Here is a 17,335-nt window from a genome sequence, read left to right as displayed (position 1 = left end):
GCGGTCACAATGAAATCGCGGCTGTCTTGGGCGCGGGTGATAATCCACCCCTCAGGTGTCTGACCATTCGCTGTTGCCTCGGTCAGAATTTCGTCACCAGTGTACTTGAGGGTGGTAGTTCCTCCGGGGGTGATGGTGCCTTTATCCCATGAGGGAGAGTACTTCTCGCTGTCGGATGTAGCTGCTGCCGCACCGGTTACGGTCACGACGATGGAGGTTTTATCCACGCTGCCGTCCCCATAGCCCACTGCTACTGGCACGGTGTACTCACCGGGTGCCAAATCTGCGGGAACGGTGAAGGAGAAAGACTTGTTGGCATCGTCGTAGGAACCCTGCCAGCCTTCAGGCTTGGCGGCGAGAGCAACTGCAGGAACGGTAATGTTATCGCCGGTGTAAGCGGCAGTCCCGGTTCCACCTGCTGCAATGGTTATAGGAGCCCAGGAAGGATTGAACTGGTCTGCCGCGGTAGCTGCAGCGGCGTCTTTGACAGGTGCTTCTGCTGCAGGGGTGGACTCAGCGGGCGTAGCAGTTGCAGTGGGCTCTGCGGCGGTAGGAGCTGCGGGGGCCTCGAGAGCTACAGGAGTTTCTGCTGCAGCAGGAGCTTCGGTGGCTACGACGGTCTGCTCGGCAACGGGGGGTGCTGATTCAACCACGGTAGGTTCTGCGGTAGCGGTGGCAACTGGCGCGGCGGGCGTTTCTTCTGCCTGCGCAGGTGCCAAACCGATGACGCCGGCGGCGAGGACTGCGGTGGTTCCGAAGAGCGCTACGCCTGCTTTGCAGGTGCGGGCAGGGGAGAAAAGAGCTGATGTTTTCATGCGGGTTCCTTACTGGCTGATATGAGTGAGGCGAGTGTTTCAAAGCTCAACTACTCTTATCTAAGTGGCTTATCCCACAAGGAGCAATATATTTCTGAAAAAAGACTGAACTTTACGTTAAAAGAACCTGAAAAGACATATTTTGGCTTTCTATAAAACATTTCGACCGCCTGTGCCAGGCGGTAAAGCTAAATTTCATGAATAAGCCCTCTGCCTTTTAGACCATCAGCTTTCTTCGCTAGGCTAGAACCTGTGACTTCACCGCAAGATAATTTTTCCGAACCCCCTGCTCCTTCAGACCGCTCTCGTGCACACGTCTCTTCCCCGCATGCGGGAGTTACGCCGCGCGTCCAGCCGGGAGATCAACAAGGTGCTCATCGTGCGCTCGCTCTGCCAGCATTCGTTACCGCTGCGATTTACCTGATTTTTGGTCTGGTCACCGTGTTCGTGCAGGAGCCAACGTTGGGCACTCTGAAAATCCTGACCGGTGGTTTTTTGCTGGCACTTGGGCTGGCGCAGGTATTTACCGCGCAGAAGATTCGATTTTTCGACGCCGCTGCTGGGCAATCGCTGACCTCGGCAGGTTTGGTGCTGGCGGGAGCTGCCGTTCTTCTTTTGCTCATTGCCCACAGTGAATTCATGTTCATTGTGATTGTTGCCTTGGCGTTGGGGGTTGCGAGTATTCTGAAAATTTTGCTCGGTATGCGCACCAAACACATCTTGGACCTGGGGAAAGACTGGCAGCTTGAAGGTCTGGTTATGACTATTTCTGCCGTGGCGCTCGTCGTTATTGGCGAAATTGGCGATAAAGCAATCCTCGGCACCCTCGGTGGGGGAGCAATCATTGCCGGAGTATTTCTGCTCATTGGCGCGATTACGCTCCGGGGCAATCACACAAAAGCGCCCAACACCACAGATAATTAGCACCCGCCCCCGGCTCAACCCCTGCCCGAATTCAGGCGTGGCGCGTAGACTGGTACGGAACATGTTTCAGGAGGAGATTTAGTGGCTGAAAAGCGTCCGAGTGGTTTCAAAGAACAGGTAACCGCCCCGTTGATTATTGCAGCTGTTCTGGCAATCATCACTTTCTTGGGAACCTTTATTACCGCTACCGGCGGTACCAACAACCAACCCAACGTGCTTCTGGCGCTCACTTTCGCCGGCGGTGTCTTTGTGGTGACTTTGGTAGTGTGCGCCACGCTCATCCTGGTGGAAAAGCCTAACAGCCCCGAATTAGGTCAGGGCACCGGCATCAACCGCTCGTCCTCCAAGCTTTACGCTGAGGCAAAAGCACGCCGCGAGGCACAAGCTCGTCAGCAAAAAGCTGAAGACGCCGCTAACACTGGTGAGAAGGAATCCCGCCCCAAGCAGTAACGCAGGGACTAAGACCCGCCTTTAGATATGCACTACGTCCACGGTGACAGCTACATGTTCACCGTGGATTTTGCGTAATGCCTGAGCCACTGCACGCACTGTCTGCGGCACATTTGCCTGCGCAGTGGTGCCAATTCGTACCGAGATGCTGGTTACTTCGGAGCTCGCAGAGTCTAGGATTTTTTCATCACGAATCTCCGAGGAACCTTCATCATTCTCAGCTACAGCAACACTACGGTGTGCCACGGCGTCCTCATCCGCAGAAGGCAAAAAGTCTTCGATTGCCGCGCGCACGCTCGATGCCGCGACCCCCACCGCGCGCACAATCTTGCTCGGTACATTGGCAGGAGGGTAGATGCGTGCCACACCCTCAGTCGCTAAAATGGCTTGCCGCAACGGCGAAAGCTCTGCGGAGTCCTCTGCGTCCTCGCCTGAACCAGGCCCAATTACCAGATGAGTGGAAGTCATTATTCGCCTGCTTCTAGAGGGCTGCCAAAAATATCCTGTACTTCAATGTCGATTGCTTCGATATTCAGCTCGCATACACGGTGAACCTCAGCTGTGATGAGTTCCCGCAGTCGATCTGTTACCTCAGCAATCACTGCACCGTAACGCACAGTAGCACTCACTTGAACAATAATCGGTGAAGTGGACTCTTCAACATCGCCCACTAAACGGCAGCGACCAATAATGAGATTCTCCATAGAATCCGCAACGCCGCGGATTGCCGCAAGGATAGCGCCTTCGGTAATCGAGAAATTATCGACGTCGTACTCCGCACTTAAGGGGATGGAACGACCCGCCAAAGTCTCAAATACGAGGTTAGCCATGAGGTCATCAAGCCACGTTGTATCTTTTTTCTGAACGGCAACCTCTGTTGATACCAAATCAGCGCTGACCTGATCCACCCGTTTGAGGGCAGCAATCCGCTGAGAACATGAAGGGCACTCGTTGATATGCCGGGTGAGTTCGCGGTGCTCAGGGGTCTGCACCCCGTCTTGCTGGTCCTGCAACCACATGCTCAAAGTATCGAGGGTGGGTTCATCGTTATTCATTAGTTCCATCCCTCCATTCCTTTGACTAAAGCTGCACGTGCGCGCGCTAATCTTCCTCGTACGGTTCCTTCGGAAATCTTCAACGTTTCAGAAATTTCTTTATAAGTAGAGCCACCTATTTCACGCATGACCCATACCTGCTGCTGCTCTAGCGGCAATGTTTTGAGCAGCTCACTTAAATGAACAATCTGCGAGTCTGTAATGGCGTTATCCTCAGGGTTTGTCCCAGGATGTGCGGTATTTGCCGCTGAATCTAAATCAACGGTTAACTTGCGGGCTCTCATCAGATCAATAGCTTTACGACTGGTGAGAGTCATCAGCCAGCTTTTGACCTTCTCGGGGTTCTGAAGAGTATCTATCTTCTCCCACGCTTTAATGAAAGTTTCTTGGAGTACGTCGTCAGCATCAGAGGCGCTACCGGTCAGCCTAATCGCATACGCTCGCATGAGAGGAGCATAGCGGCGAATCAGGCTCTGAAAAGCAGCTGAATCGCCGGTGGCAGCGCGTTCGCAAAGAATGGCGTCCGAGAGGTGAGAAACTTCGCGAGTAAAAGGTGCCACCCATCCCCTTTCCCTGAGTCGTGATAAGTGCACAGTACCGGCAGGTTAACCCTGCGATACGTATCTACACAATTTTTACATAGAGAGGGGAACTTATTTAATGGTTCGGGATGGTTTGAACAATTTTTATGTCTGATACCTTGACGCCAGCTGTGGTTTCTAGGGTCTGGCGAATTTTCTGTTTGACCTCGTTTTCAAGTTCTTGGGGTAGTTGCTCATCATCATGGATTTCCACGGGCAAAGCAACGGTGCGCTCGCTCGTACCCTCATCTATAACAATGATGATTTCGCGGGTCTGCCCCTCTGTCTCAATCTGAAACGGGAGCGGAGAGTTGATTTCTTGACCGGGATAGGGATGAGGAGAAGAAATATTGTGAGTGTTGTCGATAGCTAGGCTCGCTATTTGTGTGAGTGCCTGCGATGAGATGGTTGTGGTGCCACCAGCATGTTCGCTACGGCTCCTCGATGATTCGCTTTTAGGGAAGCGATAATCTATCAAACCGTTGCTCCTCAGGGGTTCATACTGCGAAGTTTAGGGTGACGGTACCTCTAATGAGGTAATTGGTCGAAGCGTCAAAAGGGTACCGTCACGAATAAGACGGGGGTGGCACCGGGTTCCTCACGAAATTCTTAAAACTTTTTTAAAAATCTTTTCCGAGAGAAACCCTGGTGGACGACGCGCGGTGGCTAATTCCGCTCGAAACGGTTCAAGCGCATGGAGTTCAGCACTACGAAGACCGAGCTAAACGCCATTGCCGCAGCGGCAATCATGGGGTTGAGTAAGCCTGCAGCCGCCACAGGAATAGCGACAACGTTATAACCAAATGCCCAGAACAGGTTGGACTTAATCAACTTGAGGGTTGCTTTTGAAAGACGGATAGAAGTGGGGATTGATTCCAAATCAGAGCGCATGATGGTGAGGTCGGCGGCTTCCATCGCAACATCGGTGCCTGAACCCATCGCGATGCCGAGGTCTGCGCGAGCAAGAGCGGCGGCGTCGTTCACGCCATCACCCACCATTGCCACAACGCGTCCCTCGCTCTGAAGCTGCTTAATTTTCTCCACCTTGTCCTCAGGGGAGACGCCGGCGAAAACATCGTGCGGATCAATGCCCACCTGGGTGGCGACGGCGCGCGCAACCGGCTCGGCGTCGCCCGTCAAAAGAACCGGGCGTAACCCCTGGCTCTTGAGCTTTTCAATCGCTGAAATGGCGTCTGACTTAGGCGTATCTTGCAGGCAAAGCAATCCGGCTACATTACCGTCTAATGCCACAATAACCGTGGTGAAACCGCTCTCTTGCTGGGCGCGAAGTTGCCCCTGCTGGTCAGAAGTGAGTGAAATACCTTCGGCTTCCAAGAAGGACTGCTGACCTACCACTACGGTGTGGGTTGCACCGTCTAGCTCAACGTTGCCACGTACCCCGCCGCCGGGAGCGGACTCAAAGTTCTGTACAGCAGGGAGGGAGCCAGATTTTTGACCAAAAGTAGCGATAGCCTGCGCAATCGGGTGTTCCGAACGAGCTTCGACAGCCGCTGCCGCGCGAACCATTAAATTGCGGTTATCGGAGAATTCTACGGCGTCGACCACCTCAAGTTTTCCCTCGGTGACAGTACCGGTTTTATCCATAACGATAGTGTTCACCCCGCGCGTGTCTTCAAGAACCTGCGCCGAACGGATCAAAATACCGAGTTGCGAACCACGACTGGTACCGGCCAACAGTGCGGTAGGAGTTGCGAGCCCAAGCGCGCAGGGGCAGGCAATAACGATGACGGATACCGCAGCCACGAAAGCCGCGTTAGTATCGCCAGTGAACACCCACCAGCCAACGAAAGTTGCAAGAGCAATAGCGATTACCACGGGTACGAAAACCGCTGAGATTCTATCTGCCAGACGGGCAATAGGCGCCTTGGTCGACTGCGCTTCAGCAACCATGCGGCCCATCTGTGCCAGCGTGGTTTCGGATCCCACCCGAGTTGCCTTCACCGTGAGCGCACCCGATGTATTAATCGTGGCGCCGGTAACGGTATCGCCCTCTGCCACCTCTACCGGCACAGATTCCCCGGTTAGCAGAGAAGTATCGATGGCGGAACGACCAGAAATGACGACGCCGTCGGTAGCGATTTTTTCGCCAGGACGAACGACGAACTCGTCGTCGGGCCGCAAATCTTTCACCGGGATACTAATTTCGCGACCATTCTGGATAACAGTGGCGTTCTTCGCCCCAAGATTCAGAAGCTTACGCAATGCCTCCGACGACTGCCGCTGAGTACGCGCCTCAATATAGCGACCAATCAGCAGAAACAACGCAATCATGGTGGTCGAATCAAAATAAAGCAGATGATCCATGCCATGACCGCCCATGCCGGCGTGCGCGGTCATCATCGGATCAGTAAGAAGCTGCCACAACGAGAAAAGATAACTCGACGCCACGCCTAAAGAAATGAGCGTGTCCATCGTAAAACTGCCGTGCCTCAAGTTGGTTAGAGCCGACTTGTGGAATGGCCAAGACGCCCACGTCGCCACCGGCAACGCCAACAATGCTACAACCCAGCCCCAGTGCGGAAACTGGAACGTGCTAAACATCGAAATCAGAAAAACCGGAACCGCAAAAACAAGCGTGAACCAAATGCGCTTGCGGAACGAAGAAAGAGACCGAAGACCAGTCTCTGCTTCTTCCTTATCCGCGGTGCCCTCGGCTGACTGAAGTTTCGCCTCATAACCGGCATTTTTCACGGTCTCAATAATTTGCTCATCAGAGACATTTGCCGGCACAATCACACGCGCCGACTCCAGGGGAAGGTTCACCGAAGGATCCACACCCTCGATCTTGCGCAACTTACGTTCCACGCGGCCAACACAGGATGCGCATGTCATCCCGCTAATATCGAGATTGAGGATGCGTTCAGATTCGGGGGCCTGGGTTTGCATGTGTGGATCCTTTCGTGAAGATTTGGCGGTGTGAATCGGGCGCCATGGGTATCACAGAACGCCTTAGCCCGTGCCCTGCCGCTGACGAACTGCCTTAGAAAACTCGCTACGGCGCTGGGGCGCCTTGCTCGTTAAGCGGCAGTTCGTTACAGCGCCCGTGGCGCCCAATTCCCAGCGCGAGCTACTGCTAGGGGGCAACGCCTACTTGACGAGCTCGTATCCGGCTTCGGCAATCGCAGCCTCAACCTTGGCGTCGTCCAGCTCTCCGTCGTGGTCGATGGTGATGGTGGACTGCCCATCCTTGACTACTTCTACGTTGACTTCGTTGACGTTTTCGATTTCTTGAACTTCTTCGGTGACGGATGCTGCGCAGTGTTCGCAGGTGAGTCCGGTGGCGTGTACAACGGTTGCTGACATGGTGTTTCTCCTTGGTTGTTGTATTTTTGGGGTGCTCCGCGCAGGTTAGCTGCGGAGAAGTCTTGAGATGGCGGCGGTGGCTTCGATGACCTTGTCTTGGACAATTTCTGGGTTGCCGGTATCGCGTGATTCGTTGGCGGCGTTGACGACGCAGTGGGCGATGTGTTCTTCGAGGAGCCCGATGGATACCGCGTGCATTGCCTTATTGATAGCGGAAATCTGGGTGAGGATGTCGATGCAGTATTTATCTTCATCAACCATTCGCTGAATCCCACGAACTTGGCCTTCGATGCGGCGGAGGCGTTTGAGATATGCCTCTTTGCTGGCGGAGTAGCCGTGATTGCCTTCGGCGCAGCAGTCGCAGGAATCGGGGGCGATTGCGTCGGGAGATTCGATGGTCATTGTTGCCTTTCGTCGTTCTGTGTTAAACATATACCCCTAGGGGGTATATTTCAAGGGGTGATTTCACATCGTTCATCTTTAAAACTAAGTCGAGTTACTTTTAGGGTTACGTTAGTGTTAAAGCATGGCTTCTTTCATCGAGGATTATGCCCTGCTTTCAGACATGAACACTGCCGCGCTCGTGTCTCGCGCAGGATCAATCGACTGGTTCTGCGCACCCCGCTTTGACTCGGGGGCAGTCTTCGCCTCCCTGTTGGGCGATCGCGAAAACGGACGTTGGCTTCTGGCACCCCTGGAATCAGTCAATCCTTCCCCTGTAGAAGAAGTCCGTACTGAACGCTCCTACCGCGAAAACACTTTTATCTTGCAAACCGTGTGGCACGTGGGCGAAGCGAGCGTGCGAGTCACCGATTTCATGCCCCTTGCCGGCGGAACCGCGATTGTTCGCAGTGTGGAAGGACTCACCGGCGAAGTCACCATGCTCCAAGAGCTAAACATGCGATTCGATAGTGGAAAGACGACGCCGTGGGTGACCCAGTATGACGGCCCCGCAGACTCCACCGGCGCTGTTGATGTCTCCCAATCCATGCTGGTAGGTATGGCAGGGCCTCACGCACTAGTCTTCCGCGGAGACACTATCCCAGAAGGTCAGTACGGCAACCACACCGATACCTTCACTGTTTCAGCAGGTCAGAACTACGTTTTTTCGCTGAATTATTTTGCTTCCAACCACAACCCGCCGGCACCCATCGACTACTCCACAGCCATCACCTACACCACCGCGCAGTGGACCGAATGGTCAGACCTCTATGTTCCGCCAGCCATTGCAGAGGCAACCGAAAACGAGATTTCAGCCATCCGCACCGTGCCGAATGAAGAGATAAGTGCCGAAAGCACGACGTCGTCCAGCATCGGACTCCCCTCGACAAATCGCGAAGGCGAAGCCATCACCAATACGCAGCTTCCCGAAATTGACCTTGCCACCTATCACGAGCTGGCGCAGACCGCTATGCATCCGATTGTGCCCAGCACCCCCGAGCAGATTCAAACGCAAAATGATGAGTCATACCGCGAAGCTCGCCTGCGCTCACTGCTGGTGCTACGCGCCCTGATTTCCCGCGAAACCGGCGGTTTGGTGGCGGCTGCAACGACGTCGCTGCCCGAAACTGTCGGTGGACGCCGCAACTGGGACTTCCGCTTTTCCTGGTTGCGCGATGTTGCCATGGCAATGGAAGTAACGCTTGCCCACGGTCACGAACGTGAAACTGCTCAGTTGCGTAACTGGATTATGCGGGCGGTGGCAAATAGCCCCTATAACCTACATTCGGTTTACGGCGTGGCGGGTGAGAAAGACGACTTGGAACGCCGTCTTGCCTTGCCAGGCTATGAAAATTCGCAGCCGGTTCGCGCAGGTAATGGCTCAGATGACCGCTTCCAGGGTGATGCGCTAGGGCAGGTGCTCGTCACTTTTGCGCATCTTCGCGAAAACGGTGTGGGAGAGGACCAACTGTCCTGGTCGCTTCAAAAAGCCCTCCTAAATTCGGCGTCTGAACGAATTGGCCAACCTGACCAGTCCATGTGGGAAATCAAGGGTGACCCCCATGTATTTACCCACTCACAGGCGATGCTCTGGGCGGCTTTCAATGCGGGAATTTCGGCGGTGCAAGAGCACGGGTTGGACGGCGACGTCGAACTCTGGGCTCAGTGCCGCGACCGGCTTGCAGAGGATATTCTTTCGCACGGTTTCAACACTGAACTGAACTCGTTTGTGCAAACCTACGGGGGTACGCACGTCGATGCTTCGCTGTTGCAACTGGCGCAAATAGGTATGGTGACATGGGACGACCCCCGCATGATGGGCACCGTCGCACGCATTGAACGCGAGCTTCAGCATGAATCGGGCATGATTTATCGTTATATCAACGTGCGTGGGTTTGACGGTTTCGAAGATCAAGATAACCTGCATTTTGCCGCATCCCTCTGGTTGGCGGAACACTACATTCGTTCAGGCAGAGAGGCTGACGGTCGTGCCCTTCTCGATACTGTCCTGAGTGCCGCTAACGATTTAGGTCTGATGAGCTCCGAGTATTCGTTCGTGGAAAATCGCCAGACGGGTAACTTCCCGCACACCCTGGCGCATATTGCCCTGGTGCGGGCGGTGCAGGCGCTGGAGATTTAGGAGTTTTTAGGCTGATTCTCGCGCGTATTTCGAGGCGCGAACGGCGCAAATCATCAACTGAACCTGATGGAAAACCATGAGCGGCAGAATCAACAAACCTACCCCTGCGCCACCAAAAATGACGGCGGCCATCGGCAGACCCGTCGCCAGCGACTTCTTTGTGCCACAGAACTGGATAGCTATGCAGTCTTCGCGAGTGAAGCCCAGCTTTTTGCCTGCAAACCCGGTGAACCAAAGCATGGCTTCAACCAGTGCGACCGCCAAAGCAACCAGGAAAATAATCTGCCACCAGCTCACGCGCGTCCAAATGCCGTCCACCATTCCTTCTGAAAACGCCGCATACACAACCATCGCGATGGAGAGTCGATCTATCTGTTTGACCAGGTGATTCTTGGCAAATGACGCGGTGAAGCGGCGGGTCAGTTGCCCCAGGACGAAGGGCAACAAGAGTTGAATGGCGATATCGAGAAACACGTTCCCACTAATTTTTATGCCGCCAGAACCCATCAGTAGCATGACCAGCAAAGGTGTAATTACAATTCCTAGCAGGTTCGATGCTGAGGCTGACACAATCGCACCGGGTACGTTTCCGCGGGCAATAGAGGTGAACGCTACCGACGACTGCACGGTGGAGGGCACCAGCGTGAGGTACAGCAGACCCAGGTAAAGCTCGTTGCCCAGAAGGTATTTCAGCGGGAACAGAGCCAGCCCGGCGAGAGGGAACACCAGGTAGGTAAAACTGAGGATTGTGGCGTGCAGCTTCCAATGTTTGAAACCGGCGACAGCCTCCTGCGGGGAAAGCCTCGCCCCGTAAAGAAAAAACAGGAAAGCGATGGCGATTTTAGTGGCGACCGCAAACCCCTCGGCAAAATCCCCGCGCGCAGGGAAAAAGATAGCAATGATGACGGCTGTCAAAATCAGGGCAATGAGTGGGTCTAGCTTCAATTGGGGAAGGCGGAAGGGCATGTACACCAGTGTATCGGTGTGGGTGTTAGCTCCTTCGCGCGTTGAGGTGCAAGAAAGGGTCAACTTTTTGCCGAAAAGTTGACCCTTTCTTGCACCTCAACACCCAAAGAAGGATATTGGGAGAAAGTCTGAGAGGAAGCATCATGAAAATTGCCGTCATCGGATCAAACAACGTCGATCTGATTTCCTACATCCACCGCATGCCAGAGCTCGGCGAAACCATCGAGGCACCCGATTTTCGTCTCGGATGCGGCGGCAAAGGCGCGAACCAGGCGGTTGCTGCCGCGCGTCTTGGCTCCGAAGTGCTGATGGTAACGCGCGTAGGTAATGACATCTTTGCCGAAAACACCATCGAAAACTTCCGCGCTAACGGTATCGACGACAAATACATTCTGCGCACCGAGGCAACCTCCGGCGTCGCGCCCATCTTCGTGGACGAAAAATCGAACAACTCAATCATCATCGTCAAGGGTGCCAACGCTCTGCTCTCCCGCGATGATTTAGAGAACGCCCGCGAGGACATCGCCCAATGCCAGCTGATAGTGCTGCAACTCGAAATTTCGCTCGAAACCGTGTACGCGGCTGTCGATCTAGGTGAAGAACTGGGCATCCCCGTCCTGCTGAACCCTGCGCCAGCAACTCCTGAACTTTCTCTGGAACGAGTGAAGGGCGTGGAGTTCATCGTGCCTAATGAGACTGAACTTTCCTTACTTTCGGGAATGCCCGTGGAGAGCCTCGACGATATCTCGAATGCCGCGCACGTCCTCCTGAACGTAGGTATCAAGAACGTAATCGTGACGCTCGGCGCTCGCGGCGTGCTCTGGATTAGCCAGGAGGGCGAGCAGTTCATCGAAGCAAGCAAAGTGGACGCCAAAGACACTACCGGCGCGGGCGACGCATTCATCGGCTGCTTCAGTCACAGCTGGGTGAAAAATGGCGACATCGCTGAGGCAATTCGCGTGGCGAACGTGTACGCCGGCGATTCGGTGACCCGGCTAGGCACACAGACCTCCTACGCCACCGCTGCAGAGTTTGAGGAGAGGACGGGGGAGAGGGTTTAGGGGTACTGGCTGCGTACACTCAAAACGTTGAATGCTCGCTCAAAAAGATGAGCATTCAACCGAATGAGTGTACGTTTCTTCTCCTCCCTGGGTGCTAGCGTAGGAAGTAACAAGAGCTTTTATGAAAGCTCTCACCACCGCATTCAAAGGAGCATGCAATGGTCGCGCTCAGCACTTTGCTCTCGCCTGAAACCGTTCGCCTGAACGTACCGGCGAATAGCTGGCAAGAAGCGATTCAATCTGCCGGAAGCCTCTTGGTTTCCCACGGTATCGCTGGTGAATCATACACCCAAAAAATGATTGAAAATGTTCAGAAGAACGGTCCTTACATCGTCATTACGCAGGGGTTTGCCTTCGCACATTCCCGAGCTGACGATTCAGTTCAACGAACAGGTATGTCCCTCATTCGCCTCACCCAATCAGTAGAGTTTGGGCACAAGAAAAATGACCCCGTCAACCTTGTTCTAGCATTAGCTGCCGAAGACGACACAACCCATCAACAAGCGCTCGCGCAACTTGCTAAGGTACTGAGTAATCCTGCCAAGCGCCGTCGTCTTGACGAAGCTCAAACCGAACACGAACTTCTTGCTGTCTTCGAGGACGACGCACATACCCCCTCCGATCCAGCAAGTACGGCATCCGTTATTCCCGCGACCGAAGAACCTGCTGATACGGCACGCGATGCGTCTAAAAATAAGAACTTTGTACTGACAGTCTGTGGCAACGGACTGGGAACCAGTTTGTTCCTGAAGAACACCCTTGAACAAGTCCTCGACTACTGGGGCTGGGGGTCTTACCTCACCGTTGAAGCTACCGACACTATTTCGGCACGAGGTCGAGCAAATGAAGCTGATTTCATCATGACTTCAGGGGAGATTGCCAAAACACTCGGCGAAGTGAATATACCTGTGAAAGTTATTCAAGACTTCACCTCTCAACAAGAGATTGACGCAGCCCTGCGCGATCTATATGACGTTTAGATACTTGGAGTGAACTAGTGGATGTTTTAGTTGGTATCGCGCAGTTTCTTGTTAACGAGATTCTGTCTGTTCCTGCGTTCTTGATTGGCATTATTACGGCGGTTGGCTTGCTAGCCCTTCGGAAAAATGCGGGTCAGGTGGTTGGTGGCGCCGTCAAAGCTACCCTCGGTTTTATGCTGATTGGCGCGGGCGCAACTTTGGTGGTGGCATCGCTGGCACCCCTCGGCGTCATGATTCAAGGTGCGTTGGGCGCCCAGGGCGTCGTGCCCACTAATGAAGCAATTGCAGGAATCGCTCAAGAACAGTTTGGCGCGCAGGTTTCTTGGCTCATGATTCTGGGATTTGTGGTTGCGCTCGTATTGGCACGTTTCACACCGTTGCGGTATGTATTCTTAACCGGTCATCACATTCTTTTCATGGCGACCATGATAACTATCGTGCTGATGTCGGCAGGGATTGCCAGTGGTATTACCGTTGTACTTGGTGCAGTTCTCTTAGGTATCTTGATGGTTTCTCTTCCTGCGCTCGCTCACCCGTGGACTCGTAAAGTCACCGGCGATGACTCCATTGCCATTGGTCACTTTGGCACAGCCGGGTATATTGCCGCAGGTGCTGTGGGACGCGCGGTTGACCCCAAGGGAAAGAGCCGTTCAACCGAAGAAATTAAAGTTCCTGAGGGGCTGCGTTTCTTACGTGATTCTATGGTCGCGACTGCTCTTTCAATGGTGTTGATGTACCTCATCGTGGCGATTCTTTATCTCGTACGGGCGGGTTCTGAAACTGCATTTACTGCGTTCGCTGCTGCCGATGGTTCTGGTGCAGCTGTGGATGTGGGTAACTATCTCATGAAGTCAGTAACCCAAGGGTTGCAGTTCGGCATTGCTGTGGCTGTCATTCTTTTTGGCGTGCGCACCATTTTGGGAGAGCTGGTACCTGCGTTCCAGGGCATTGCGGCGAAAGTGGTCCCCGGCGCAGTTCCTGCGCTGGACGCTCCTATCGTTTTCCCTTACGCCCAGAATGCAGTGCTAATTGGTTTTATTTCCAGCTTTGTTGGTGGTCTGATTGGGCTATTACTGCTGGGTACGATTTTTGGCCCTCTCTTTGGACTGGCTTTGATTCTGCCCGGACTCGTGCCGCACTTCTTTACCGGCGGTGCCGCTGGTGTCTACGGCAACGCCACAGGTGGACGCCGCGGCGCGGTTTTGGGCGCGTTCGTCAATGGTTTGCTGATTACTTTCTTCCCAGCTCTTTTGATGAAAGTTCTTGGTTCATTCGGCTCAGCTAATACCACATTCGGCGATGCTGACTTCGGTTGGTTCGGTATGCTTATCGGCTACGGTGCTAAACCTGGTGGGTTGGTGGCAATTTTGTTGCTTGCCGTAATTGGGGTGGTTATTCTTGGTGCTGCGATTGTTGTGCAGAAGAAGTTGGTGGATACTCGATGGGATCCTGCGCCTGCGAACGTCGGCATGATTGCTACCGCAGAATCTGCTACTCCAGATACCTCGCATAAGCGTTTTGCTAAGTTAGCTCCTCCTGCTGGTGCGCCAGAACCTCCGGCGCCGATGGGGTAATTGCGGTCCCAGCAGCTGATTCCGGGAGTAACTGGAGCACTGAATTTTAACTGCTAGCCAAAGTGGCGTTCTGGGGTGCATTTTTGCACCGCAGAATGCCACTTTGACTGTATCTAAGACCGCCCGCCACTCCCGGCGTTCTGCGCCCGTCAGAGGCTTCCTAAAATAGGTAAAACAGACTAAAACTTCATAATTGAATTATTCGTTTTTCCGCGATTCTTCGGTGCTAACTTGAAGGTAGAAAGCCGGTGAAAGTCACTGAATCGGCGCCATAAGAGACGCCGCAACCCACCGGTTTACACCGAAAGAGGGGATCTCTGTTGAGTACCGTACTTCCTGAGAAATTTACCGCCGCAGTCGTGGAGGACTTCACCAAACCACTCAACGTGCGCGAACTCGATTTGCCCAAACCTGGCGAGCATCAGGTGCTTGTGAAACTTCTTGCTTCGGGAGTATGCCACACCGACTTGCACGCTGCTGAAGGTGACTGGCCCGTCAAGCCTGAACCGCCTTTCGTCCCCGGGCATGAGGGAATCGGTGAAGTTGTTGCGCTAGGAACAGGTGATTTAGCCGGGGTCGAGCTGGGGGACATCGTTGGCAACGCCTGGTTGTGGAGCGCCTGCGGTAACTGTGAGTTCTGCCGAACCGGTCGCGAAACTTTGTGCATGGATTCGGTCTACGGCGGGTACATCGAAAATGGCTCGTTCGGACAGTACATGCTGGTGGATACCCGGTACGCGCCCCGTTTGCCCAAGGGCGTTGATCCGGTTGAAGCCGCTCCCATTCTGTGCGCAGGCGTGACTGTTTACAAAGCTCTTAAACAGAGTGAAGTGAAGCCCGGCCAGTGGGTGGCGATTTCTGGAATCGGCGGGCTGGGGCACATCGCGGTTCAATATGCGGTAGCTATGGGAATGCGGGTTGTTGCCGTTGACGTAGCGGATGACAAGCTAGAACTCGCCAAACGCTACGGTGCGGAGGTGCTGATTAACGCAAAAACTGAGACCGATCCCGCCGCTGCTATCAAGGAGCAGACCGACGGCGGCGTTCACGGTTTGGTGGTGACGGCGGTTCATCCGGCGGCGTTTGAACAGGCGATTGGAATGTCTCGGCGTGGCGGCACGATTGTCTTTGTTGGTCTGCCCCCGAACGATTTTCCTGCAGATATTTTCGGCATCGTTTTCAACTCCCTGACTATTCGCGGTTCGCTAGTGGGCACACGGCAGGACATGGTTGAAGCCATCGACTTCTACGTTCAGGGCAAGGTCAAGCCTAACGTCGAAGAGACAAAGCTTGAAGATATCAACAATGTTTTCGAGCGTATGCATCAGGGCGGCATCGACGGACGTATTTCCATTAACTACCAGGACTAGACGTCGGACGCGCGGGGGTGACAGGCGGCGTCTGCAGCCTCGCCGTCTGTCGTCTAGCCTCTACCCCCTAGATACAGTAAAAGTGGCGTTCTGCGGTGCAAAAATGCACCGCAGAACGCCACTTTGACTAGCAGTTAGGGGTCGGGGGCTGACTCAGCCCTAAACCTCAACCACCATCGGTTCAGCCTTGTGCTTGTTCTTCTTCGCGATTGCGTAACCGGCAAAGGCTAGAGCCAAACCAACCGCGCACCATACCAGCAGGGTAATCCACTGGGGAGCCGTGTTGGCGTCCGGGAAGTAGCTGATGGAACGAAGCAAACGGGAAGGCACTAAATCGAGTGCTGGGGGTCTTGCCCCGCGCCATCTTCATGGGGTGGAGGCAGTGGCGAACCGCCGGTGTTCCAGAATCCACGCATCTGCGGAGGAATCCAGCCGTTGAAGAGCGTATCGCCCACACGGCGGTCCCTCTCGCGTGCGGGAGGTTTCTGGTCGGTGACCACGATGCCGAAGTGGTTATTATTGTCCGGGCGCTCAGGGTAGGTCGCCATGAAATCACTTGCCTGTAGCGGATCAGCCCATGCCGCAGCGGGTTCAGCCGCAGGAATCATGGACAGCGGGTACGGCGGATTGAACTTAGGACGCCACACCAGACGGCCGGGTTCCGAACGATCGCGCAGTGCATGGGCACGCCACGTCGTCGCTGGATGAGACATATTCAAATTCGCAAGCCACGTAAAGAAACCATCCTCAAAGACGGCGCGGTTAGCCAGCTCGTCGGTATTAACTTCATTGACCAGGTACTTGCCTGCAGAAAGCACGCCCATGGTCTGCATAGCTCCGCCAGGAGCCAAGCGGAAACCAAAATTGTCTGCGGTGTACTCCTGTGCGCGTGAAAGCGTAGCACCCAGGTAAGGAATCTGCTGGAAAAAAGATGTAAAAATCAACCGGAAATAACCCACATGACCTGCGGCGATATGCCCTACCTCGTGACCAATAATGAACTTAAGGGCCTCAGGGTTACGCGCCTTGCCGCCGATTTCGAACAGGTCAGAGAAAACCACAATGAACCGGCGGTGACCGTGGCCAGAAGCGAACGCGTTAATCTGGCCGTTACCTACCACGACGTAGGCATCGGGCACACGGCGTAAACCTGCTGCACGGGCGGCATCTACCAGCATCTGGTACGCCTCAGGGAATTGGGTAGGTGAAATTCGGACGCCGGTAATGCGCATCTGCGCGTACATCAGGGCTCGAACCCAAAAAATAGCTAGGGGCAGATAAAGACCAATCACTAACAACTGCTGAACAAGCTCACCGGAGGAGAAAACATAATCGTCCACTGTGAACATTGCGATGAAGGAGGTAATGAGATAAATAGCGCCTGCAAGATACACAAAAAGCGTAAGCATATAGGCAGCGAGAAGCCACGGAATTTCACCCGGATGCCGTAGCGCATTGATGAACTTGAACGGCAAGAGGCTCTGAAAGCGGAAAAGCCTGGGTTCAGGAAAGGGCGAGACCGGGTGCTGGCGCATGTCCTCCGGCAGCCAGCCTTGGGAAAGATCATCCGGTAAAGGGCGCTGCAAACCCACAGAACCAAAGGTCTGCGCCCCCAGGTGCCCCTGCCCTTCCGGTGGCGGAGGGGGCTGTGGTG

General features: G+C 54.4%; 18 protein-coding genes. 7 read left to right on the top strand and 11 right to left on the bottom strand.

Annotation, left to right across the window (positions count from 1 at the left end; translation table 11 throughout):
• On the bottom strand, nt 1–815 hold an 815-nt coding region (locus A7E48_RS01135), incomplete at its 3' end, for a Rib/alpha-like domain-containing protein (RefSeq protein ID WP_304441045.1).
• A 252-nt stretch (nt 816–1,067) separates the two neighbouring features.
• Between A7E48_RS01135 and A7E48_RS01130 the strand changes: the two genes are divergently transcribed.
• Nucleotides 1,068–1,739, top strand: coding sequence for a hypothetical protein (locus tag A7E48_RS01130; protein WP_068168376.1), 672 nt, complete (start codon nt 1,068–1,070; stop codon nt 1,737–1,739).
• 81 nt (nt 1,740–1,820) lie between these two features.
• Complete coding sequence (locus A7E48_RS01125) at nt 1,821–2,189, top strand: hypothetical protein (RefSeq protein WP_068168373.1); 369 nt, start codon at nt 1,821–1,823, stop codon at nt 2,187–2,189.
• Nucleotides 2,190–2,210: 21 nt separating this feature from the next.
• On the opposite strand, the gene A7E48_RS01120 is transcribed toward A7E48_RS01125, so the two are convergent.
• The 7 genes from A7E48_RS01120 to A7E48_RS01090 form a co-directional block, all read right to left on the bottom strand.
• On the bottom strand, nt 2,211–2,657 hold the full coding sequence (locus A7E48_RS01120) for a hypothetical protein (protein ID WP_068168370.1): 447 nt from the start codon (nt 2,655–2,657) through the stop codon (nt 2,211–2,213).
• Nucleotides 2,657–3,253: an Asp23/Gls24 family envelope stress response protein gene (locus A7E48_RS01115; protein ID WP_068168367.1), complete on the bottom strand. Its 597-nt coding sequence runs from the start codon at nt 3,251–3,253 to the stop codon at nt 2,657–2,659. Before A7E48_RS01115 ends, A7E48_RS01120 begins: the two co-directional genes overlap by 1 nt.
• Nucleotides 3,244–3,804 (bottom strand): RNA polymerase sigma factor, encoded by a 561-nt coding sequence (locus A7E48_RS01110; RefSeq protein ID WP_068168364.1) that lies wholly within the window; start codon nt 3,802–3,804, stop codon nt 3,244–3,246. The genes A7E48_RS01115 and A7E48_RS01110 overlap by 10 nt, the downstream gene beginning before the upstream one ends.
• Before the next feature lie 97 nt (nt 3,805–3,901).
• Nucleotides 3,902–4,303, bottom strand: coding sequence for a hypothetical protein (locus A7E48_RS01105; protein WP_068168361.1), 402 nt, complete (start codon nt 4,301–4,303; stop codon nt 3,902–3,904).
• Nucleotides 4,304–4,491: 188 nt separating this feature from the next.
• Nucleotides 4,492–6,732: a cation-translocating P-type ATPase gene (locus A7E48_RS01100; protein WP_068168358.1), complete on the bottom strand. Its 2,241-nt coding sequence runs from the start codon at nt 6,730–6,732 to the stop codon at nt 4,492–4,494.
• A 201-nt stretch (nt 6,733–6,933) separates the two neighbouring features.
• On the bottom strand, nt 6,934–7,149 hold the full coding sequence (locus tag A7E48_RS01095; RefSeq protein WP_068168355.1) for a heavy-metal-associated domain-containing protein: 216 nt from the start codon (nt 7,147–7,149) through the stop codon (nt 6,934–6,936).
• 45 nt (nt 7,150–7,194) lie between these two features.
• Entirely contained in the window at nt 7,195–7,551 is a 357-nt protein-coding gene (locus tag A7E48_RS01090) for a metal-sensitive transcriptional regulator (protein ID WP_068168353.1), read from the bottom strand.
• Between the two features lie 124 nt (nt 7,552–7,675).
• Here A7E48_RS01090 and A7E48_RS01085 point away from each other — a divergent pair, with 124 nt between their 5' ends.
• The gene (locus A7E48_RS01085) at nt 7,676–9,730 is read left to right on the top strand and encodes a glycoside hydrolase family 15 protein (protein ID WP_068168350.1); all 2,055 of its coding nucleotides are present in this window, start codon (nt 7,676–7,678) and stop codon (nt 9,728–9,730) included.
• A gap of 6 nt (nt 9,731–9,736) precedes the next feature.
• Here the strand turns inward: A7E48_RS01085 and A7E48_RS01080 are convergent, their stop codons facing one another.
• Nucleotides 9,737–10,759: a bile acid:sodium symporter family protein gene (locus A7E48_RS01080; protein ID WP_369796747.1), complete on the bottom strand. Its 1,023-nt coding sequence runs from the start codon at nt 10,757–10,759 to the stop codon at nt 9,737–9,739.
• A gap of 80 nt (nt 10,760–10,839) precedes the next feature.
• Here A7E48_RS01080 and rbsK point away from each other — a divergent pair, with 80 nt between their 5' ends.
• The 4 genes from rbsK (at nt 10,840) to adhP (ending at nt 15,681) form a co-directional block, all read left to right on the top strand.
• Nucleotides 10,840–11,757 (top strand): ribokinase, encoded by a 918-nt coding sequence (rbsK, locus tag A7E48_RS01075; protein ID WP_068168343.1) that lies wholly within the window; start codon nt 10,840–10,842, stop codon nt 11,755–11,757.
• Nucleotides 11,758–11,915: 158 nt separating this feature from the next.
• Nucleotides 11,916–12,737 (top strand): PTS sugar transporter subunit IIA, encoded by an 822-nt coding sequence (locus tag A7E48_RS01070; RefSeq protein ID WP_068168338.1) that lies wholly within the window; start codon nt 11,916–11,918, stop codon nt 12,735–12,737.
• A 17-nt stretch (nt 12,738–12,754) separates the two neighbouring features.
• The gene (locus A7E48_RS01065) at nt 12,755–14,311 is read left to right on the top strand and encodes a PTS ascorbate transporter subunit IIC (RefSeq protein ID WP_068168335.1); all 1,557 of its coding nucleotides are present in this window, start codon (nt 12,755–12,757) and stop codon (nt 14,309–14,311) included.
• Nucleotides 14,312–14,631: 320 nt separating this feature from the next.
• Nucleotides 14,632–15,681: an alcohol dehydrogenase AdhP gene (gene adhP, locus A7E48_RS01060; RefSeq protein WP_068168333.1), complete on the top strand. Its 1,050-nt coding sequence runs from the start codon at nt 14,632–14,634 to the stop codon at nt 15,679–15,681.
• Nucleotides 15,682–15,840: 159 nt separating this feature from the next.
• On the opposite strand, the gene A7E48_RS11055 is transcribed toward adhP, so the two are convergent.
• Complete coding sequence (locus A7E48_RS11055; RefSeq protein ID WP_158004378.1) at nt 15,841–16,011, bottom strand: hypothetical protein; 171 nt, start codon at nt 16,009–16,011, stop codon at nt 15,841–15,843.
• Nucleotides 16,011–17,335 (bottom strand): M48 family metallopeptidase (locus A7E48_RS01055; RefSeq protein ID WP_369796746.1); only part of this gene is annotated, 1,325 nt, incomplete at its 5' end. The genes A7E48_RS01055 and A7E48_RS11055, both read right to left, overlap by 1 nt.

The organism is Rothia sp. ND6WE1A (assembly GCF_001683935.1).
Taxonomy (GTDB): domain Bacteria; phylum Actinomycetota; class Actinomycetes; order Actinomycetales; family Micrococcaceae; genus Rothia; species Rothia amarae.
The sequence above is the reverse complement of the archived record's forward strand: the minus strand, read 5'-3'. Positions and strand labels throughout refer to the sequence as shown.